Source organism: Micromonospora sp. NPDC049257 (genome assembly GCF_040678915.1).
Classification (GTDB): domain Bacteria; phylum Actinomycetota; class Actinomycetes; order Mycobacteriales; family Micromonosporaceae; genus Micromonospora; species Micromonospora antibiotica.
In genome coordinates, this window is record NZ_JBFAQU010000020.1 from 59140 (window position 1) to 79426 (window position 20287).

Annotated in this window: 18 protein-coding genes; 15 read left to right on the forward strand and 3 right to left on the reverse strand. The window is 70.6% G+C overall.

The features are described from left to right. Nucleotides 1-2: 2 nt before the first annotated feature. The 8 genes from AB0K25_RS24235 (at nt 3) to AB0K25_RS24270 (ending at nt 8997) form a co-directional block, all read left to right on the forward strand. Entirely contained in the window at nt 3-983 is a 981-nt protein-coding gene (locus tag AB0K25_RS24235) for an ABC transporter permease subunit (RefSeq protein WP_363822859.1), read from the forward strand. Continuing rightward, nucleotides 980-1921: a carbohydrate ABC transporter permease gene (locus tag AB0K25_RS24240; RefSeq protein WP_308290793.1), complete on the forward strand. Its 942-nt coding sequence runs from the start codon at nt 980-982 to the stop codon at nt 1919-1921. The genes AB0K25_RS24235 and AB0K25_RS24240 overlap by 4 nt, the downstream gene beginning before the upstream one ends. Before the next feature lie 78 nt (nt 1922-1999). Beyond that, on the forward strand, nt 2000-3613 hold the full coding sequence (locus AB0K25_RS24245) for an extracellular solute-binding protein (RefSeq protein WP_308290792.1): 1614 nt from the start codon (nt 2000-2002) through the stop codon (nt 3611-3613). Nucleotides 3614-3702: 89 nt separating this feature from the next. Continuing rightward, nucleotides 3703-5256 carry a xylan 1,4-beta-xylosidase gene (locus AB0K25_RS24250; RefSeq protein WP_363822863.1) on the forward strand — a complete coding sequence of 518 codons (1554 nt, stop codon included), beginning with the start codon at nt 3703-3705 and terminating at the stop codon, nt 5254-5256. After that, the gene (locus AB0K25_RS24255) at nt 5253-5936 is read left to right on the forward strand and encodes a DUF624 domain-containing protein (RefSeq protein WP_208566703.1); all 684 of its coding nucleotides are present in this window, start codon (nt 5253-5255) and stop codon (nt 5934-5936) included. The genes AB0K25_RS24250 and AB0K25_RS24255 overlap by 4 nt, the downstream gene beginning before the upstream one ends. Then, nucleotides 5933-8065, forward strand: coding sequence for an alpha-glucuronidase (locus AB0K25_RS24260; RefSeq protein ID WP_363822866.1), 2133 nt, complete (start codon nt 5933-5935; stop codon nt 8063-8065). Before AB0K25_RS24255 ends, AB0K25_RS24260 begins: the two co-directional genes overlap by 4 nt. Before the next feature lie 67 nt (nt 8066-8132). Beyond that, nucleotides 8133-8576, forward strand: coding sequence for a helix-turn-helix transcriptional regulator (locus tag AB0K25_RS24265; protein WP_219462790.1), 444 nt, complete (start codon nt 8133-8135; stop codon nt 8574-8576). A gap of 10 nt (nt 8577-8586) precedes the next feature. Next, on the forward strand, nt 8587-8997 hold the full coding sequence (locus AB0K25_RS24270; RefSeq protein ID WP_219462789.1) for a VOC family protein: 411 nt from the start codon (nt 8587-8589) through the stop codon (nt 8995-8997). A 26-nt stretch (nt 8998-9023) separates the two neighbouring features. On the opposite strand, the gene AB0K25_RS24275 is transcribed toward AB0K25_RS24270, so the two are convergent. The 3 genes from AB0K25_RS24275 to manD all read right to left on the reverse strand — a co-directional run bounded on the left by AB0K25_RS24275 (nt 9024) and on the right by manD (nt 11141). Then, nucleotides 9024-9311 carry a hypothetical protein gene (locus AB0K25_RS24275; protein WP_219462787.1) on the reverse strand — a complete coding sequence of 96 codons (288 nt, stop codon included), beginning with the start codon at nt 9309-9311 and terminating at the stop codon, nt 9024-9026. A 154-nt stretch (nt 9312-9465) separates the two neighbouring features. Continuing rightward, on the reverse strand, nt 9466-9843 hold the full coding sequence (locus AB0K25_RS24280) for a hypothetical protein (RefSeq protein WP_219462785.1): 378 nt from the start codon (nt 9841-9843) through the stop codon (nt 9466-9468). An 89-nt stretch (nt 9844-9932) separates the two neighbouring features. Further along, a complete protein-coding gene (gene manD / locus AB0K25_RS24285; protein WP_219462783.1) occupies nt 9933-11141 on the reverse strand; it encodes a D-mannonate dehydratase ManD in 1209 nt (402 codons plus the stop codon). Nucleotides 11142-11525: 384 nt separating this feature from the next. On the opposite strand from manD, the gene araB reads away from it, so the two are divergent. The 7 genes from araB to araA all read left to right on the forward strand — a co-directional run bounded on the left by araB (nt 11526) and on the right by araA (nt 20281). After that, entirely contained in the window at nt 11526-13223 is a 1698-nt protein-coding gene (gene araB, locus AB0K25_RS24290) for a ribulokinase (protein WP_357534346.1), read from the forward strand. Next, the gene (locus AB0K25_RS24295) at nt 13220-13897 is read left to right on the forward strand and encodes an L-ribulose-5-phosphate 4-epimerase (protein ID WP_219462775.1); all 678 of its coding nucleotides are present in this window, start codon (nt 13220-13222) and stop codon (nt 13895-13897) included. Before araB ends, AB0K25_RS24295 begins: the two co-directional genes overlap by 4 nt. Before the next feature lie 167 nt (nt 13898-14064). Then, nucleotides 14065-15078 (forward strand): ABC transporter substrate-binding protein, encoded by a 1014-nt coding sequence (locus AB0K25_RS24300; protein WP_219462773.1) that lies wholly within the window; start codon nt 14065-14067, stop codon nt 15076-15078. Between the two features lie 62 nt (nt 15079-15140). Next, nucleotides 15141-16688 (forward strand): sugar ABC transporter ATP-binding protein, encoded by a 1548-nt coding sequence (locus AB0K25_RS24305; RefSeq protein ID WP_219462771.1) that lies wholly within the window; start codon nt 15141-15143, stop codon nt 16686-16688. After that, nucleotides 16685-17755, forward strand: coding sequence for an ABC transporter permease (locus AB0K25_RS24310; RefSeq protein WP_208566692.1), 1071 nt, complete (start codon nt 16685-16687; stop codon nt 17753-17755). Before AB0K25_RS24305 ends, AB0K25_RS24310 begins: the two co-directional genes overlap by 4 nt. Next, nucleotides 17752-18744 carry a galactofuranose ABC transporter, permease protein YjfF gene (gene yjfF, locus AB0K25_RS24315; protein WP_363822873.1) on the forward strand — a complete coding sequence of 331 codons (993 nt, stop codon included), beginning with the start codon at nt 17752-17754 and terminating at the stop codon, nt 18742-18744. Before AB0K25_RS24310 ends, yjfF begins: the two co-directional genes overlap by 4 nt. 31 nt (nt 18745-18775) lie before the next feature. Further along, entirely contained in the window at nt 18776-20281 is a 1506-nt protein-coding gene (gene araA, locus AB0K25_RS24320) for an L-arabinose isomerase (protein ID WP_208566690.1), read from the forward strand. Nucleotides 20282-20287: the final 6 nt, after the last annotated feature.

Below are 20287 nucleotides of genomic sequence, written 5' to 3' on the forward strand. Positions count from 1 at the left end.
GGATGACATCCGAGACGTTACGGCCGCCCCCGGCGGCCCCGGGACAGGCAGCGGCGAACCCGGCCCCGCGACGCCGTCGCCGACGCTCCTGGCGGCGGTCCCTGCGTCGGGACTGGCAGCTCTACTCGCTGGCCGTCGTGCCGCTGCTGTTCTTCCTGGTGTTCCGCTACCTGCCGATGATCGGCAACGTGATCGCGTTCCGCCGGTTCAGCCCCGGCGGCAGCGTCTTCGGCGAATACTGGGTGGGCCTGCGGTACTTCCGGCTGTTCCTCGCCGACCCCACCTTCTGGCAGGTGTTCACCAACACCCTGGTCCTGGGCACGCTGACCCTGCTGTTCTGCTTCCCACTGCCGATCGTGCTGGCGCTGCTGCTCAACGAGGTCCGGGCCCGCCGGCTCAAGCGGTTCGTCCAGTCGGTGTCCTACCTGCCGCACTTCCTGTCCATCGTGATCGTCGCGGCGATGGTGATGCAGTTGCTGTCGATGGACGGCTCGGTCAACCAGCTGGTCCGGGGTCTCGGCGGGGAGGGCGTGCCGTTCCTGCAGCAGCCGGGCTGGTTCCGGGCCATCTACGTCTCCTCGGAGGTCTGGCAGACCGTCGGCTGGGGGACGATCCTCTACCTGGCGGCACTCACCACCATCGACGAGAACCTCTACGAGGCGGCCCGCATCGACGGGGCCAACCGGTGGCGGCAGACCTGGCACGTCACGCTGCCCGGGATCCGGCCGACGATGGTGACCCTGCTGATCCTCAACATCGGCACCTTCATGGCCGTCGGGTTCGAGAAGATCCTGCTGCTGTACAACCCGTTGACGTACCCGACCGCCGACGTGATCTCCACGTACCTGTTCCGGTTGGGCTTCGAGTCGAGCAACTTCAGCTACGCCGCCGCCATCGGCCTGTTCGAGGCGGTGATCGGGCTGATCCTGGTCCTCGGGGCGAACACCATCTCCCGGCGTACGGTCGGGACGAGCCTGTGGTGACCGTGGCCCCCGGCACGGCCGGCCCGAAGACGACACCACCCGCGCGGGCCCGCCGGTCGCGGGGCATCCGGCCCACCCGGGGTTACCGGGTGTTCCAGGCGGTCAACGGGGTCGTGCTGACCCTCGTGGTGATCGTGACGCTCTACCCGTTCGTCAACATCGTGGCCCGGTCGCTCAGCGACGAGGCGCCGATCATCGCGGGCCGGGTCAACCTCGTCCCGCAGGGCTTCAACCTCACCGCCTACCGGTTGGTGATGTCCGACCCGATGTTCTGGACCAACTACCGCAACACCGTGGTCTACACCGTCGTGGCCACCGCCATCTCGATCGTGCTGACCACCTGCTACGCGTACGTGTTGTCCAAGCACCAGCTCCGAGGGCGTGGGGTGCTCGTCGGGATCGCCGTGTTCACCATGTTCTTCTCCGGCGGGCTGATCCCCAACTATGTGCTCATCACCAGCCTGGGGATGAAGAACAGCATCTGGGCGGTGGTGCTGCCCAACGCGATCAACGTGTTCAACCTGCTGGTGATGAAGGCGTTCTTCGAGAGCCTGCCGGTCGAGTTGGAGGAGGCCGCCGCCGTCGACGGGCTCAGTACGTACGGCACCCTGCTGCGGATCGTGTTGCCGCTGTCCAAGGCGATCATCGCCACGATGCTGCTGTTCTACGCGGTGTCCTTCTGGAACTCCTGGTTCACCGCGTTCCTCTACCTGGACCAGCAGGACCTGCTCCCGGTCACGGTCTACCTGCGCAACCTCATCGCCGGGGCGACCGGGGCGCAGTCGGCAGGCGGTGTCGCCGAGTCCGACGCGGTGCAGGCGGCGGCCACCATCCAGGCCGTGACCATCGTGCTCACCACCCTGCCGATCCTCGCGGTCTACCCCTTCATCCAACGGTTCTTCGTGTCCGGCGTGATGCTCGGCGCGGTCAAGGGGTAGCCCGACCGTTCCACTCCACCGCACCCCCACACCACCCGATCGAAAGGACGAGCCATGTTCCACAGGACGTGGCGCCGCGTGGCGATAGCCACTGCCGGGCTGCTCACCCTCACCCTCGTCGGGGCCTGCTCCGACGACGCCCCGGAGGCCAAGAACCTCGACGGCAACCGGGCCGGCGCGATGGCCGACTACGGGATCGACAAGCAGTTCAAGGCCACCGAACCGCTGTCCTTCTCCATCCTCTACAACAACCATCCGAACTATCCGCTCAAGGACGACTGGTTGTTCTGGTCGGAGCTGACCAAGCGGACCAACGTCAAGCTCGCCCCGGTTGCCGTGCCGCTGAGCGACTACGAGCAGAAGCGCAGCCTGCTGATCGGTGCCGGCGACGCCCCACTGATCATGCCGAAGACCTATCACCCGCAGGAGAACGCCTTCGTCTCCTCCGGCGCGATCCTGCCGGTGAGCGACTACCTGGACCTGATGCCCAACCTCAAGGACAAGATCGCCAAGTGGAACCTCCAACCGGAGTTCGACACGCTGCGACAGTCCGACGGCAAGTTCTACCTGCTGCCCGGCCTGCACGAGAAGCCGTGGGCGGAGTACTCGATCGCGGTGCGTACCGACATCCTCCAGCAGCTCAACCTCCAGATCCCCAAGACCTGGGACGAGCTGTACACCGTGCTCAAGGCGATGAAGGCGCGCTATCCCGACTCGTACCCGTACTCGGACCGGTGGAGCAAGCCGAACCCGGGCGGTGAGCTGCTGAGCATCGTCGGCGCCGCGCACGGCATCCGGACCGGCTGGAGCTGGAACCCCGCCACCTGGGACCCGGCGGCGAAGAAGTTCGTCTACACCGGCGCCACCGAGCAGTACAAGCAGGTGATCGTCTACCTCAACAAGCTGGTCGCCGAGAAGCTGCTCGACCCGGAGAGCTTCACCCAGACCGATGAGCAGGCCAGGCAGAAGCTCGCCAACGGCAAGTCCTTCGTCATCGGCAGCAACGCCCAGACCCTGGTCAACGACTACCGCCCCGACCTGGCCAAGACCCTGCCGAACGCCAAGCTGACGAAGATCCCGCTGCTGGTCGGCCCGGCCGGCGAGATCAACCCGGCCAGCCGGCTGGAGAACGGCATCATGATCTCCAAGAAGGCCCGGGACAGCAAGAACTTCGTGGCGATGATGCAGTTCATCGACTGGCTGTACTACTCCGAGGCCGGCGAGGAGTTCGCCAAGTGGGGCGTCGAGGGCACCACCTTCACCAGGGACGCCGCTGGCAAGTACACCCTGAACCCCGACGTCGACATGATCGGGCTCAACCCCAAGGGCAGCAAGCACCTGCAGAAGGACTTCGGCTTCGGCAACGGGGTGTTCTCCTACGGCGGCAAGCTCGACCTGGTGCAGTCGTTCTTCTCGCCGGAGGAGATGGAGTTCCAGAAGGTGATGAACGCCCGGACGCCGCTGCCGGTGGACCCGCCGGCCCCGCTCACCGACGAGGAGCGGGAGCAGGCGTCGCTGTGGGAGACCCCGCTGAAGGACCACGTCGTGCAGAACACGCTGAAGTTCATCCTCGGCCAGCGTCCCCTCACCGAGTGGGACGCCTACGTCGGTGAGCTGAAGGCCAAGAACGCCGACCAGTACATCGGCCTGGTCAACAAGGCGCACGAGCGGTTCGAGAAGGACAACGGCTGACCGACCCGGTCCGACCCGGTCCGGCCGGGCCCTGCCACGGGCCCGGCCGGACCGGTCACCGACGCGGCGACCACCGGAGGACGACCACGATGCGGATCACCGTTCCCGCCCAGCCCGTGGGGCGGCTCACCGACGCCTGGCGGCACTGTGTCGGCACCGGGCGCTTCGAGCTGGCCCTGCGCCGCGACTACCAGGACTCGCTGGCCCTGATCCAGCAGGACATCGGCTTCCGGCACATCCGCGGGCACGGCCTGCTCAGCGACGGCGTCGGTGTCCACCGTCCCTACCAGCACGGCGGCGAACGGCGGGTGCACCACTCCTTCACGTACGTCGACCAGGTCGTCGACGCCTACCTCGGGCTGGGCGTCCGACCCTTCGTGGAGTTGGGCTTCATGCCCGAGGCGCTGGCCTCCGGCGAGCAGACGGTGTTCTGGTGGCAGGGCAACGTCACCCCACCCCGCTGCTGGTCGGAGTGGGCCGACCTGGTCCGCGCCACGGTGGCCCACCTGGTCGACCGGTACGGCCTCGACGAGGTGCGGGGCTGGCCGATCGAGGTGTGGAACGAGCCCAACCTGCCCGACTTCTGGCAGGGTGCGGACCGGGACGCCTACCACCGCCTCTACGAGGTCACCGCGCACGCGGTCAAGGAGGTCGACGCCGGGTTGCAGGTCGGCGGCCCGGCCATCTCACCCGGCGCGGACGACTGGCTGGAACCCTTCGCCGACTTCGTCGCCGCACGCGGCGTGCCTGTCGACTTCGTCAGCCGGCACGCCTACACCTCCGGTCCCGCCCAGCACGTACCCTTCGGCACCCACCAGACGCTGGCCCCGGCGTCGTCGCTGCTGGAGCAGTTCGCCGCGCCCCGGCGGCATCTGTACGGCACCGCCCTGGCGGAGCTGCCGGTGCACATCACCGAGTTCAACTCCTCCTACCGGCCGGACAACCCGATCCACGACACGGCCTTCCACGCCGCGTACCTCGCCCCGGTGCTGGCGGCCGGCGGTGACCTGGTCGACTCCTTCTCGTACTGGACGTTCAGCGACATGTTCGAGGAGACGGGGGTGCCGACCGCGCTGTTCCACGGCGGGTTCGGCCTGCTCACCCACCGGCAGATCAAGAAACCCACCTACCACCTGTACGCCTTCATGGCCCGCCTCGGCGACGAGGTGCTGGCGCGCGGTGCGGACCACCTGGTCACCCGGCATGCCGACGGCCGGGTCGCCGTGCTGGCCTGGGCGCCGGTGGACGTGACGGGCCACACGCCGGTGCCCGACCGGCACCCGCTGGCCCTGTCGGTGCCGGTGGGCCCGCCCGGTGCCTCGTCGGTGTTCCTGCTCCGCTCGTCGGTCAGCGAGGAGGCCGGTAACGCCTGGACCGCCTGGAGCGAGATGGGCCGTCCCCGGTCTCCCCGCCCAGGGCAGTTGGACAGCCTGCGGGAGGCCGCCGAGCCGGCCCGCTCCCACCGGGCCCTGCCGGTCACCGCCGGCCGGGTCGACCTCGACCTCACCCTGGCCCGGCACGAGGTCACCCTGGTCGAGTTGGCGGCGGTGCGCGACGAGACCCCGCCGTGGTGGGACGAGGCCCGGCTGCTCGGCGGCCCCACCGAGCGCACCCCGCCGACGAACCGGGACGAGCGGTCGTGAGCGCGCAGCCCTGGCGGGAGTTCGGCGACGGTCCACTGTCGCGGGCCGCCGCGTCGATCTACACGGTGCTCGTCGTCGGGCTGCTGCTGGCACTGGTCACCCTGCCCGGACTGGTCCCGCTGCTCCTGCTCGGCCGGGACGCCAGCAACCTGCCGCTGGTCGCGGTCTGCCTGCTCCCCGTCGGCCCGGCGGTCTCCGCCGCCCTGTACGCCCTGCACCACCAACGCCCCGACCTGACCGACCTGCATCCCGCGGCCCGGTTCTGGCAGGGCTACCGGGCCAACCTGCCGCAGGTGCTGCGGCTCTGGGTGCCGCTGCTGCTGTGGCTGACCGTCCTCGGGGTCAACCTCACCCACCTGTCCGCCGCGGGCGTCCCGGCCGGCTGGGCGGTGCCGCTGGTCGGGCTCGGCGTGCTGCTCGTGCTGATCGGCGGCAACGCCCTGGTGATCGCCTCGCTGTTCACCTTCCGCACCCGCGACGTGCTGCGGCTGGCGGTGCACTTCCTGATCCGCACCCCGGGCGTCACCGTCGGCAACCTGCTGTTGCTGGCCGCCGCCGCGGCGCTCACCGTGCTCTTCTCCGAGGCGCTGCTGGCGTTGCTGGCCGTGCTGTTCGTCGTGGCGTACCTGCGGGTCGCCACGGCGATGACCGACATCGTGCGGAAGGACTTCACCGGATGACCAGGCCCGTCACCGTCCCGGCCGGAGTGAGCGGCGCCGGGGAACCCCGGCCGCATCCCGCCTGGCTGCCGCCGGAGGCGTGGCGGCCCCTCGGCGTACGCCGGGTGCTGGTGCACGGCGACGGTCTGCTGGTCGACACGGTCTTCGCCGAGGTGGCGCAGGCCTGCGCCGCACACGGCGGACGGGTGGACCGCACCGGCACCGGCACCGGCACCGACGGCGCGTCGGCGGTCGACCCCGTCGACCTGGTGCTCGCCCTGCGTGACCCGGGACCGCTGCCGTCGGCGGTGCCGGCCGCCGTCACGGCGGTCCCGGCCCCCGACGGGCCGCTCGGCGACGAGGGGTTCCTGCTGACCCGGGTCGACGACGTGACGGTGGTGCTGGCCGACGCCCCGGCCGGGCTGCTGTACGGGCTGTTCCACCTGGTCCGGCTCGGCGAGGCCGCCCACACCGGGGACCATCCGGCGCGGGCGCACCGACCCGCGCTGCGCCGCCGGATGCTCGACCACTGGGACAACGTGGCCGTGCACCCGGTGATGGGGCAGGTGGAGCGCGGCTACGCCGGCGGCTCGATCTTCTGGCGCGACGGCGGCCCGCGCGGCGACCGGGACCGGCTGCGGGCGTACGGCCGGCTGCTCGCCGCCATGGGCGTCAACGCGATCTCGGTCAACAACGTCAACGTGGGCCTGACCGAGGCGCGGCTGTTGACCGACCGGCTCGACGACGTGGTCGACCTCGCCGACCTGCTGCGCCCGTACGGCATCCGGGTGCACCTGTCGGTGACCTTCGCCGCTCCCGTGGTCCTCGGTGGCCTGCCCACCGCCGACCCCCTCGACGACGGCGTGCGGGACTGGTGGGAGAGCACCACCCGCCGGGTCTACGCGCGCATCCCCGACTTCGGCGGGTACGTGGTGAAGGCCGACTCGGAGGGGCAGCCCGGCCCGTTCAGCTACGGGCGCGACCACGCCGACGGGGCGAACCTGCTGGCCGCCGCGCTCGCCCCGCACGGGGCAGTGGTGCACTGGCGGGCGTTCGTCTACGACCACCGGCAGGACTGGCGGGACCGGACGACCGACCGGGCCCGCGCCGCGTACGACCACTTCGCCCCACTGGACGGGCGGTTCGCCGACAACGTCGTCCTCCAGGTGAAGTTCGGCCCGGTCGACTTCCAGCCCCGGGAGCCGGTGTCGCCGGTGATCGCGGCGATGCCGGCCACCCGGGTGGCGGTGGAGTTGCAGGTGACCCAGGAGTACACCGGCCAGCAGTGGCACGCGTGCTACCTCGCCCCCTGGTGGCACGAGGTGCTGGCCTTCCGGCCGTGGGGGCCGGCGGAGCGCAGCGTCACCGACGTGCTGGCGGACGTGCCCGGTCCCGGGCCGCACCGGGGTGGTGACCTGGTCGCCGTCGCCAACGTCGGTGACGACCCGTTCTGGTGCGGGCACCCGCTCGCCCAGGCCAACCTGTACGCCTTCGGGCGGCTGGCCTGGGATCCGGGCCTGGCGGCCGACGTGATCCTCGACGAGTGGATCGACCTGACCTTCCCGGCGTCGACGGTGGGTGACCCGGCGTTGGTCCGTGAGACGCTGCACGCGGTGCTCGACGACTCCTGGCGCACCTACGAGCGCTACACCGCCCCGTTGGGGGTCGGCTTCATGGTCAATCCGGCCGGTCACTACGGGCCGGGGGTGGACGGCTACGAGTACAGCCGGTGGGGCACCTACCACTTCGCCGACCGCGACGGCGTCGGCGTGGACCGGACCTGCGCGACCGGCACCGGTTTCGCCGGGCAGTACCCGCCGCCCTGGTCCCAGGTGTACGAGTCGCTGGAGCGGTGCCCGGACGAGCTGCTGCTGTTCTTCCACCACGTGCCCTACTCGCACGTCCTGCACAGCGGCGTCACCGTCATCCAGCACATCTACGACACGCACTTCTCCGGGGTGGCGGAGGTGGTGGCGATGCGGGACCGGTGGACCCGGCTCGCCGGGGTGATCGACCAGGCGGTGTACGACCGGGTCGTCGAGCGTCTCGACGAGCAGTTGCGCTGTGCGACCGAGTGGCGGGACCAGGTCAACACGTACTTCTTCCGCAAGTCCGGGGTGCCCGACGCCCGGGGCCGCCGCATCCACTGACCAGCACCGCGTATCCGGCCGGCGTGGGCCGACCCGCCGGACGCCGGGACGTGGCACGATCACGGGGGTGAGCAGCAGATCCGCCCCCGACCAGCAGCTCCGCGACCTGGCCCGGCTGCGCCGGGTGCGGGACCGCATCGACCGGGAGTACGCCCGACCGCTGGACGTCGAGGCGCTCGCCCGGGGCGTGCACATGTCGGCCGGTCACCTGAGCCGGCAGTTCCGCCGCGCCTACGGCGAGTCACCGTACTCCTATCTGATGACCCGGCGCATCGAGCGGGCGATGGCGCTGCTGCGTCGGGGCGACCTCAGCGTCACCGAGGTCTGCTTCGCGGTCGGCTGCTCGTCGCTGGGCACCTTCAGCACCCGCTTCGCCGAGCTGGTCGGCATGCCGCCGAGCAGCTACCGGACGCTTGCGGAGCAGGGGTCGGCCCAGTTGCCGCCGTGCCTGACCAAACAGGTGACCCGACCGGTCAGGAATCGAGAAGCACCCGCCACGATCATCACCTAGCGTGAGCGGCATGGATCTCACCATCGACACCTGCGTCCTGCCGCACGACGACCCGGACGCCTCGCTGGTCTTCTACCGCGACATCCTCGGCTTCGAGGTCCGCAACGACGTCGGCTCGGGCAAGATGCGCTGGATCACCGTCGGGCCACCCGGCCAGCCCGGCACGTCGATCCTGCTGGCCCCACCGGCGGTCGACCCCGGGGTCACCGACGAGGAACGCCGGACCATCGCCGAGATGATGGCCAAGGGCACCTACGGCTGGCTCATGCTGGCCACCCCCGACCTCGACGGCACCTTCGAGACGGTACAGGCCAGTGCCGCCGAGGTCGTCCAGGAGCCGATCGACCAGCCGTACGGGGTGCGCGACTGCGCCTTCCGCGACCCGGCCGGCAACCTGATCCGCGTCAAGCAGCTGCGCTGACCCCGCCCGTCCGGTGGGGTGCACGGTCAGCAGTAGGTCCAGTCGCCCCACTGGTCGGTCGGTACGTTGCAGGTGCTGCCCCGGGCCCAGGTCCCGTTGGAATAGTAGAAGTTGACGGTCACGAACCCGCGCCACCACCAGCCGTAGAGCTGACCGTAGCCGGACGAGTCGAGCGGGATCGAGGGGGAGTAGACCCAGTCGCCTGACTGGTTGTATCCCTCCAGGTAGACGAACCCGTAGGCCGGGCCGCTGTAGTTGAACGCGATCTGCTGACCGTTGGAGCCGGCCACCGCAGGCGGGGCGGCGGCGGTCACGGCGGCCATCGTGACGGCCGCACCGACAGCGATCCTGCCGATTCTCGTCGGTATCCGCATGTTCACCTCTTCTGACCGTGGCGTCGACGTGGCTGGCGGTGGCCGCAGGCGCGCGGGCCGGGTCTCCTGCCGCCGGCGGGACCGGCGGTGACCGTCAGAAGCAGGAGGTCCAGTCCGAACCGCTCTGCTCGGTCGGTACCCAGCAGGTACGGCTGTCCCGGCTGGTCCCGTCGGCGTAGTAGAAGTGCACGGTGACCCACCCCTTCCACCACCAGTCGCTCAACGCCCCGTAGCCGGTGGCGCCGAGGTAGATCGACGGGGAGGTCACGTACTGCCCGTTGTTGTTGGAGCCCTCGAGGGTGGCGCGGCCCCAGGCGGGACCCCAGTCGAAGTAGACCTGTTGCCCGTTCGAGCCGGCCCGGGCCGGCGTCCCGGCGGACAGGCCGCCGGCCACACCCACCGCCACCGCGACTGTCGTGGCGAGGAGCCGGCCCGTCCGGGCCCGGCCCGCGCCGGTCCGTGCTGTCGTCATGACACCATCCTCACCCTACTGTGGCCGCCTGTGTACGTACGGTAGACCCCGGCGGGGTGGATGCCCAGACGTCCCCGGCGGTCCCGCGCTCACCAGGGGTGGACGGTGCCGTCCTCCAGCCGGTTGACCGGCAGGTACGCCGGGGCGTACGGGTAGCGGGCCGCCGCCTGTTCGTCGATGTCCACCCCGAGGCCGGGGGTTTCCGCCGGGTGCAGGTAGCCGTCGGCGTAGTGGTAGCCGTGCGGGAAGACCTCGTCGGTGGCGTCGGTGTGCCGCATGTACTCCTGCAGCCCGAAGTTGGGGATGGCCAGGTCGACGTGGAGGGCGGCGGCCATGCAGACGGGGGAGAGGTCGGTGGCCCCGTGCGAGCCGCTGCGCACGTGGTGCAGCGCCGCCAGGTCGAAGATGCGTCGCAGGTGGGTGATCCCACCGGCGTGCACCACCGTGGTGCGGATGTAGTCGATGAGCTGTTCCCGGATGAGCTGGGCGGCGTCCCAGATGGTGTTGAACACCTCGCCGACGGCGACCGGGGTGGTGGTGTGCTGCCGGATCAGCCGGAAGCCCTCCGGCAACTCGGCGGGGACCGGGTCCTCCATCCAGGTCAGCGCGTACGGCTCCAGGCTCTTGCCGAGCCGGGCGGCCTCGATCGGGCTGAGCCGGTGGTGCACGTCGTGCAGCAGCCGCAGGGTGGGGCCGAACTCGTCGCGTACCCGGGCGAAGACCGTCGGGACGTGCGCGAGGTAACGCGCGGTGGACCAGGTGGCCTCGCTGGGCAGGGCCGCGTCGGCCGGCTCGTAGAACAGCTTGTCGGTGCTGACCCCGTAGGTCTTGGGTAGGCCGGGCACGCCGCACTGCACCCGGACGGCCCGGTAGCCGAGGTCGACGTAGCGGGCGACCTCGACCAGCACGTCCTCGACGGTCTCGCCGTTGGCGTGCCCGTAGACGGTGACCCCGTCGCGGGACCGGCCGCCGAGCAGCTGGTAGACCGGCAGGCCGGCGACCTTGCCCTTGATGTCCCACAGCGCGGTGTCCACGGCGGCGATGGCGCTCATCGTCACCGGCCCCCGTCGCCAGTAGGCGCCCTGGTAGAGGTACTGCCAGGTGTCCTCGATCCGGGCCGGGTCCCGCCCGATCAGCAGCGGCACCACGTGGTCGCGCAGGTAGGACGCGACGGCCAGCTCGCGGCCGTTGAGGGTGGCGTCCCCGACGCCGGTGACCCCCTCGTCGGTGACGATCTTGAGGGTGACGAAGTTGCGGCCCGGGCAGGTGACGATGACCCGGGCGTCGACGATCCGCACACGGCCTCCTTCGGGTGGCGACGAAGGCCGTGTGGTCCGCCGCGCGGACGAAGGCCGTGGTCCGTTCCGCGTGGGTGGCCGGTGGGCGGCGACGACGCCGGATGGCATCCGTCGTCGCCCGTCCGGCCCGGCTGTCGGCCCGCCACGTGGTCGCCCCGAAGTCTGGAACCGCCCGCGCGGGCGTGTCAAGGGCCGGCCCGGACGAAGGGATGTGACCGCTCACCTGGTCGTCGCATGCCGGCTGCTCGATGGCTGGTCGCAGCGGTGATGGTGGATGCCGTGCCGGGGCCGCTCAGGATGGTTACGGCAGTGTTACATGGATGCGCCTTGACGGATTCCATGTGAGCGCTAACACTTGCCCCCAACGATTGAACGGAGAACGGCATGGATGCAGGCGCGAACCCGCAGGACCGGTACGTCGTCGGCGTCGACTACGGCACGCTGTCGGGTCGGGCGCTGGTGGTGCGGGTCGGCGACGGCGCCGAGCTGGGCACGGCGGTGCACGAGTACCGCCACGCGGTGATGGAGACGACGCTCGCCGCCGACGGCCAGCCCCTGCCGGCCGACTGGGCGCTGCAGGACCCGGACGACTACCGCGAGGTGCTGCGCGAGGCGGTACCCGCCGCGCTCGCCGCGAGCGGCGTCGACCCGGCCCAGGTGGTCGCCATCGGCATCGACTTCACCGCCTGCACCGTGCTGCCCACCCTGGCCGACGGCACGCCGCTGTGCGAGCTGCCGGACCTGCGTACCCGCCCGCACGCCTGGGTGAAGCTGTGGAAGCACCACGCCGCCCAGCCGCAGGCCGACCGGATCAACGCGCTGGCCCACTCCCGGGGCGAGTCCTGGATCGGCCGCTACGGCGGCAAGATCTCCGCCGAGTGGCAGTACGCCAAGGGGCTGCAGCTGCTGGAGGAGGACCCGGAGGTCTACGCCCGCGCCGAGCGCTGGATCGAGGCAGCCGACTGGATCGTCTGGCAGCTGTGCGGCATCGAGACCCGTAACGTCTGTACCGCGGGCTACAAGGGGCTGCTCCAGGACGGCCACTACCCGTCCCCGGCCTACCTGTCCGCGCTGAACCCCGGCTTCGCCGACTTCGTCGCCAAGATCGACGGGCCGCTGGCGCAGCTCGGCACGCGGGCCGGCGGGCTCACCGCGCAGGCCGCCGCCTGGACCGGGCTGCCGGAGGGGATCGCGGTGGCCGTCGGCAACGTCGACGCCCACGTCACCGCCGCCGCCGCGCAGGCGCTGACCCCCGGCCGGCTGGTCGCCATCATGGGCACCTCCACCTGCCACGTGGTCAACGGTACCGAGCGGGCCGAGGTCGCCGGCATGTGCGGGGTGGTCGACGGCGGGATCAGCGCCGGCTCCTGGGGCTACGAGGCCGGCCAGAGCGGCGTCGGTGACATCTTCGGCTGGTTCGTCAAGCACGCCGCCCCCGCCGGGTTCGCCTCCCACGAGGAGCTGACCGCCGCCGCCGCGGCCCAGCCCGTCGGCGCACACGGCCTGGTGGCCCTGGACTGGTGGAACGGCAACCGCTCCCTGCTGGTCAACCACGACCTCAGCGGGGTGCTCGTCGGGCTGACCCTGGCCACCCGGCCGCCGGACGTCTACCGCGCGCTGCTGGAGTCCACCGCGTACGGCACCCGCATGATCATCGAGGCGTTCGCCGAGGCGGGCGTCCCGGTCGACGAGCTGATCGTGGCCGGCGGGCTCACCAACAACAGCCTGCTGATGCAGATCTACGCCGACGTGACCCGGCGTCCGCTGGGCATCATCGGTTCGGCGCAGGGTCCGGCCCTCGGGTCGGCGATCCACGCGGCGGTCGCGGCCGGGGCGTACCCCGACGTGCCGACCGCCTCGGCGGCGATGGGCCGGGTCGACCGCGAGGTCTACCGGCCCGACCCGGAGCGGGCCCGCGCCTACGACGCGCTCTACGCCGAGTACCGCCGGCTGCACGACCACTTCGGTCGGGGCGGCGACGACGTGCTGCTGCGGCTGCGGGCGATCCGCAACGCGGCCCGCCGCCCCGCCGTCAACCCCACGGCCGACCCGACCACCCACCCCCTGGAGGTGCCGGCATGACCCTCGACCTCGACGCCGAGGTGGCCCGGCTGCGCGAGCAGGTGGCCACCCTGCACGGCGAGCTGGTGCGCTACAACCTGGTGGCCTGGACGGCCGGCAACGTCTCGGCCCGGGTGCCCGGCCGGGAGCTGATGGTGATCAAGCCGAGCGGGGTGTCCTACGACGACCTGCGGCCCGACAACATGATCGTCTGCGACCTCGACGGGGTCGTGGTCGACGGTGACCTGTCACCGTCGAGCGACACCGCCGCCCACGCCTACGTCTACCGGGCGATGCCCGAGGTCGGCGGCGTGGTGCACACCCACAGCGGGTACGCCACCGCCTGGGCCGCCTGCGGCGAGGCGATCCCGTGCCACCTCACCGCCCAGGCCGACGAGTTCGGCGGCGAGATCCCGGTCGGTCCGTTCGCGCTCATCGGCGGCGACGACATCGGCAAGGGCATCGTGGCGACCCTGTCCGGGCACCGCTCACCGGCGGTGCTGATGCGCAACCACGGCGTGTTCACCATCGGCCGGGACGCCCGCTCGGCGGTGAAGGCCGCCGTCATGTGCGAGGACGTGGCCCGGACCGCGCACCTGGCCCGGTCGCTCGGCACCCCCGTGCCGATGGCCCAGGCCGACATCGACTCCCTCTACCACCGCTACCAGAACGTCTACGGGCAACCGGGGCCGTAACCGCGGCCCCGCCCGTCCTCGCCACCGGCCGCCCCGTGCGGTCCGGTCGATCCACCGCAACCCGATGCACCACCCCTGGAAGGTCCGGTCCGTCCGGCGTGCCGTCCGGCCGGTCCTTCCCCAAGTAGCACCATCCCCCACCTCATCCCCGTACAAGGAGTCTTCACATGGCGAAGACCGGTATTACCCTCACCCGACGTGGCCTCGGCGCGATGCTCGCCGTCGGCCTGCTGGCCGGCGGACTCGCCGGCTGCGGCAACAGCGACACCGGCGGTGACGACAAGAGCGGCGGCAGCGGCAGCGGCAAGCTGGTCATCGGCTTCTCGCAGGTCGGCGCGGAGAGCGGCTGGCGCACGGCGAACACCAACTCGATCAAGGAGTCGGCCACCGAGGCCGGCTACGAGCTGAAGTTCGACGACGCCCAGGGCAAGCAGGAGAACCAGATCAAGGCGATCCGCAACTTCATCCAGCAGAAGGTCGACGTGATCGCCTTCTCGCCGGTGGTGGAGTCGGGCTGGGACACCGTGCTCAAGGAGGCCAAGGACGCCAAGATCCCGGTGATCCTGACCGACCGGGCCGTCGACTCGGCCGACAAGAGCCTCTACAAGACCTTCATCGGCTCGGACTTCGTCAAGGAGGGCAAGCTCGCCGGCGAGTGGCTGGTCAAGGAGAAGTCGGCCGCGACCGGCCCGGTGAACATCGTGGAGCTGCAGGGCACCACCGGTTCGGCCCCGGCCAACGACCGCAAGAAGGGCTTCGCCGAGGCGATCGCCGCCAACCCCAACCTGAAGGTCGTCGCCTCGCAGAGCGGTGACTTCACCCGGGCCGGCGGCAAGCAGGTCATGGAGCAGTTCCTCAAGGCCAACCCGAAGATCGACGTGCTCTTCGCGCACAACGACGACATGGGCCTGGGTGCGCTGGAGGCGATCACCGCGGCGGGCAAGACGCCCGGCAAGGACATCACCATCATCACCATCGACGCGGTCAAGGACGGCATGCAGGCGCTGGCCGACGGCAAGTTCAACTTCATCGCGGAGTGCAGCCCGCTGCTCGGCCCGCAGCTGATGGACCTGGCCAAGAAGGTCAAGGCCGGCGAGGAGGTCCCCGCCCGGGTCGAGACCGAGGAGACCACCTTCACCCAGGAGCAGGCCAAGACTGCTCTGCCCAACCGGAAGTACTGATCTGACCGGAGGCCGCCGCGTTCGGCGCGGCGGCCTCCGCTTCCGAGGAAAGGTTCGGTGGGATGTCGGATAGGCATCCGGTCCTGACGATGACCGCGATCAGCAAGCTCTTCCCCGGGGTCCGCGCCCTCGACGGCGTCGACCTCCGGCTCTTCCCCGGTGAGGTGCACGCCCTGATGGGCGAGAACGGCGCCGGGAAGTCCACCCTCATCAAAGTGCTGACCGGCGTCTACGGCACCGATTCCGGCACCATCACACTCGACGGCGACGAGGTCTCCTTCTCCGGCCCGATGCAGGCCACCGCCGCCGGGGTGAGCACCGTCTACCAGGAGGTCAACCTCCTACCCAACCTGTCGGTGGCGGAGAACATCTACATCGGCCGGGAGCCGCGCCGGCTCGGCGCGGTCAACTGGCGCGAGATGCGCCGCCGGGCGCAGGAGCTGCTGGCCCGCATCGACCTGCACATCGACGTCAGCGAACTGCTCGGCAACTACTCACTGGCCGTGCAGCAGATGGTCGCGATCGCCCGCGCCGTCGACATCCGGGCCCGGGTGCTGATCCTCGACGAGCCCACCTCCAGCCTGGACGCCGACGAGGTGGCCCAGCTGATGCGGATCATGCGGCAGCTGCGCGACGACGGCATCGCGATCATCTTCGTCACCCACTTCCTCGACCAGGTGTACGCCATCGCCGACCGGATCACCGTGCTGCGCAACGGCCGGCTCGTCGGCGAGTACCTCACCAGCGAACTGCCGCAGATCGCGTTGGTGGAGAAGATGATCGGTAAGGAGCTGGACGCCCTGGAGCGCCTCGACGAGGCGACCAGCGGCGGCGACCGGGCGGCCCTCGAACAGGGCACCCCCCTGGTGGCGGCCGACGGGCTCGGCCGGTCCGGTTCCGTCGCGCCGTTCAGCCTCACCATCCACCAGGGCGAGGTGGTCGGCCTGGCCGGCCTGCTCGGCTCGGGGCGTACCGAGGTGGCCCGGTTGTTCTTCGGCGCGGACCGCGCCGATGCCGGCCGGCTCGCCGTGGACGGTGCCCCGGTGGCGATCCGCAACCCGGTGGCCGCCATCGACCGGGACATCGCGTTCTGCTCCGAGAACCGCCGCACCGAGGGACTGGTCGGCGAGCTGTCGGTGCGGGAGAACATCATCCTGGCCATGCAGGCGGCCCGGGGCTGGCTGCGGCCGGTGCCGCGCCGCCGGCAGGACGAACTGGTCCAGCACTGGATCAAGGCGCTGAGCATCCGGCCGGCCGATCCGGAGATGCCGGTGCGCAACCTGTCCGGCGGCAACCAGCAGAAGGTGCTGCTGGCCCGGTGGCTGATCACCGAACCCCGGCTGCTGATCCTCGACGAGCCGACCCGGGGCATCGACATCGGCGCCAAGACCGAGATCCAGCGTCTGGTGGCGCAGCTGTCCGACGGCGGAATGGCGGTGCTGTTCATCTCCGCCGAGCTGGAGGAGGTGCTGCGGCTCAGCCACAAGGTCGCCGTGATGCGCGACCGGCAGCTGGTCACCGAACTCACCAACGACGACAGCCTCGATGCCGCCCGCGTCATGCAGGTCATCGCCAGCGGCAGCTCCCAGGAAGGGTCGGTGCCGGCATGAGCACCGTACGGGCCCGCGCTGCGGGCGTCACCAGCCACCGGCTGTTCTGGCCGCTCGTGGTGCTGGTGCTGCTGCTGGTCGCGAACGCCGTCTACCGGCCGAGCTTCCTGTCGATCGAGCTGAAGAACGGCCACCTCTACGGCAGCCTGATCGACATCGTCCGGCTCAGCGCCCCGCTGATCCTGGTCGCCCTGGGCATGTCCCTGGTGATCGCCACCGGCGGCATCGACCTCTCGGTGGGTGCGGTGGCGGCGGTCGCCGGTGCGGTGGCCTGCCTCTACATCAGCGAGCAGCCCGACCAGAACAGTCTGGGCGTGGTGCTCACCGCAGTGGCGCTCGGCTTCGGGGTGGCCCTGCTGCTCGGTGCCTGGAACGGCATCCTGGTCGCCGGCATCGGCATCCAACCGATCATCGCCACGCTGATCCTGATGGTGGCCGGCCGGGGCCTGGCCCAGTTGATCGCCGAAGGGCAGATCATCACCATCAACAGCGGGCCCTACAAGGTGATCGGGGTGGGGCACCTGCTGACCCTGCCGTTCGCGATCGTCATCGCCCTCGCGGTGACCCTGCTGGTGGCGGTGCTGACCCGGCGTACCGCGCTCGGCATGATCATCGAGTCGGTCGGCGGCAACGCCGAGGCCAGCCGGTTGGCCGGCATCCGTTCCCGGCGGATCACCTTCCTGGTGTACGTGGTGAGCGCCGCCTGCGCGGCCATCGCCGGGTTCATGATGACGGCGAACGTCTCCAGCGCCGACGGCAACGCGGTCGGGCTCTGGGTCGAGCTGGACGCCATCCTGGCCGTGGTCATCGGCGGCACCGCGTTGGCCGGCGGCCGGTTCTACCTCGGCGGCACGGTGGTCGGCGCGTTGCTCATCCAGACCCTCACCACCTCGGTGTACGCCATGAACATCGACCCGCAGACGTCCCTGCTGTTCAAGGCGGTCGTGGTGATCGTGGTCTGTCTCATCCAGGCCCCGGCCTTCCGGGCGCGGTTCCGCCGTCGGCGCAGCGTCCCGGTGACTCCGGTGGAGCCGGTCGGCACAGAGAAGGAGCAGGTTCCGGCATGACCACGACCCCGTTGGCCGCCCGCCCGGGCCGTGCCTGGTGGCGGGTGCCACCCCGGCACGTGCCGGTGCTCGCCACCGCAGCGCTGCTGCTGGTTATGTACTCCATCGGTGTTTCGCAGTACCAGGCGTTCTCCAACATCCAGGTCGTCTTCAACGTCTTCATCGACAACGGCTTCCTGCTGGTCGTCGCGGTGGGGATGACCTTCGTCATCCTCACCGGGGGCATCGACCTGTCGGTCGGGTCGGTGGTGGCGATGACCGCGATGGTGTCGGCCTCCCTGCTGGGCAACGGCCTGCACCCCGCCCTGGTGCTGGTGATCGCGTTGCTGCTCGGCCCGATCCTCGGGTTCGCGATGGGCTGCGTGATCCACTTCTTCGAGATCCAACCCTTCATCGTCACGCTCGCCGGGATGTTCTTCGCCCGGGGGGTGTGCACCTGGATCAGCACCACCTCGATCCCGATCACCGACGGGTTCTGGACCAGCGCCGCCCAGCACCGCATCCACCTCGGCGAGAACTTCGTCTCGGTCGGCGCGCTGATCGCCGTCGCGGTGGTGGCCGTGGCGGCGGCCGTGCTGGCGTACACCCGGCTCGGGCGCAACGTGTACGCCATCGGCGGCAACCAGCAGTCCGCGCTGCTGATGGGCCTGCCGGTGGGCCGTACGAAGATCGCGGTCTACACGATCAGCGGCCTCTGCTCGGCGATCGGCGGCATCCTGCTGTCGTTCTACACCCTGTCGGGTGCCCCGCTGATCGCGGTGGGCATGGAGTTGGACGTGATCGCGGCGGTCGTCATCGGCGGCACCCTGCTCACCGGCGGCTCCGGGTACGTCTTCGGCACCCTGCTCGGGGTGCTGGTGCTCAGCATCATCCAGACGTTGATCACCTTTGACGGCACGCTCAACTCGTGGTGGACCAAGATCGTCATTGGTGGCCTGCTGTTCGTGTTCATCCTGCTCCAACGCCTCGTTGGTATCCGTACCAAGTGACCCTCGCCAGTCCCACCGGAAGGCAACGCCCATGACCAACCCATCCCCGGTCGCCGAGGTCTGGTTCCTCACCGGCAGCCAGGGCCTGTACGGCCCGGAGACCCTGCGCCAGGTGGCCGAGCAGTCCCGACGGATCGCCGAACGGCTCGACGCCGACCCGGCCGTCCCGGCCCGGGTGGTCTGGAAGCCGGTGCTGACCTCCAGCGCCGAGATCCTGGCCGTCTGCCGCGACGCCGCCGTGCAGGGTGCGGTCGGGGTGATCGCGTGGATGCACACCTTCTCGCCGGCCAAGATGTGGATCTCGGGGCTGGACGCGCTGCGTACCCCGCTGCTGCACCTGCACACCCAGGCCAACGTGGAACTGCCCTGGTCCGAGATCGACATGGACTTCATGAACCTCAACCAGGCCGCCCACGGCGACCGGGAGTTCGGGTACGTCCAGACCCGGCTCGGTGTCGCCCGCAAGACCGTCGCCGGGCACGTCAGCGACCCCCGGGTCGCCGCCCGGATCGGCGCGTGGACCCGGGCCGCGATCGGGCACGCCGAGATGCGGTCGCTGCGGCTGGCCCGCTTCGGCGACAACATGCGCGACGTCGCGGTGACCGAGGGGGACAAGGTCGAGGCCGAGCTGCGCTTTGGCGTCTCGGTCAACACCTACGGGGTCAACGACCTGGTCGAGGCCGTCGACGCGGTCGCCGACGCGCGCATCGACGACCTGGTCAAGGAGTACGACGACAGCTACCGCCTGGTCGCCGCGCTGCGCTCCGGCGGCGACCGGCACGACTCGCTGCGCTACGCCGCCCGGATCGAGGCGGGGCTGCGCGACTTCCTCGACGCCGGTGGGTTCCGCGCCTTCACCACCAACTTCGAGGACCTGGGCGGGCTGCGTCAGCTGCCCGGCCTGGCCGTGCAGCGGTTGATGGCCGACGGGTACGGCTTCGGCGGTGAGGGCGACTGGAAGACCTCGGTGCTGGTGCGCACGCTCAAGTCGATGTCCGTCGGCACCACCGGTGGCACCTCGTTCATGGAGGACTACACCTACGACCTCACCCCGGGTCGGGAACTGGTGCTCGGGGCGCACATGCTGGAGGTCTGCCCGACCATCGCGGCGGCCACCCCGAACGTCGAGATCCACCCGCTGGGCATCGGTGGCCGGGAGGACCCGGTCCGGATGGTCTTCGACGCCCAGCCCGGCCCGGCCGTGGTGCTCGGCCTGGCCGACATGGGGGAGCGGTTCCGGCTGGTCGCCAACGAGATCGACGTGGTCGCGCCGCCGTACCCGCTGCCGAAGTTGCCGGTGGCGCGGGCGGTGTGGCGGCCCCGGCCGGACCTGGCCGCGTCGGCGGAGGCCTGGCTCACCGCCGGCGCCCCGCACCACACGGTGCTGTCCCAGGCCGTCGGGGTCGAGGAGCTGCACGACCTCGCCGAGATGGTCGGCACCGAACTGGTCGTCATCGACGCCGACACGACCCCCCGCCGGTTCGCCGACGAGCTGCGCTGGAACCAGGCCTACTACCGCCTGGCCCGGGGTTTCTGACCCGCC

Bases quoted from the DNA above. Each gene is read 5' to 3' on its own strand.
- AB0K25_RS24235 (WP_363822859.1), top strand. From the start codon at position 3: ATGACATCCGAGACGTTACGGCCGCCCCCGGCGGCCCCGGGACAGGCA.
- AB0K25_RS24250 (WP_363822863.1), top strand. From the start codon at position 3,703: ATGCGGATCACCGTTCCCGCCCAGCCCGTGGGGCGGCTCACCGACGCC.
- AB0K25_RS24260 (WP_363822866.1), top strand. From the start codon at position 5,933: ATGACCAGGCCCGTCACCGTCCCGGCCGGAGTGAGCGGCGCCGGGGAA.
- AB0K25_RS24270 (WP_219462789.1), top strand. From the start codon at position 8,587: ATGGATCTCACCATCGACACCTGCGTCCTGCCGCACGACGACCCGGAC.
- AB0K25_RS24280 (WP_219462785.1), bottom strand. From the start codon at position 9,843: ATGACGACAGCACGGACCGGCGCGGGCCGGGCCCGGACGGGCCGGCTC.
- araB (WP_357534346.1), top strand. From the start codon at position 11,526: ATGGATGCAGGCGCGAACCCGCAGGACCGGTACGTCGTCGGCGTCGAC.
- AB0K25_RS24295 (WP_219462775.1), top strand. From the start codon at position 13,220: ATGACCCTCGACCTCGACGCCGAGGTGGCCCGGCTGCGCGAGCAGGTG.
- AB0K25_RS24300 (WP_219462773.1), top strand. From the start codon at position 14,065: ATGGCGAAGACCGGTATTACCCTCACCCGACGTGGCCTCGGCGCGATG.
- AB0K25_RS24305 (WP_219462771.1), top strand. From the start codon at position 15,141: ATGTCGGATAGGCATCCGGTCCTGACGATGACCGCGATCAGCAAGCTC.
- AB0K25_RS24310 (WP_208566692.1), top strand. From the start codon at position 16,685: ATGAGCACCGTACGGGCCCGCGCTGCGGGCGTCACCAGCCACCGGCTG.
- yjfF (WP_363822873.1), top strand. From the start codon at position 17,752: ATGACCACGACCCCGTTGGCCGCCCGCCCGGGCCGTGCCTGGTGGCGG.
- araA (WP_208566690.1), top strand. From the start codon at position 18,776: ATGACCAACCCATCCCCGGTCGCCGAGGTCTGGTTCCTCACCGGCAGC.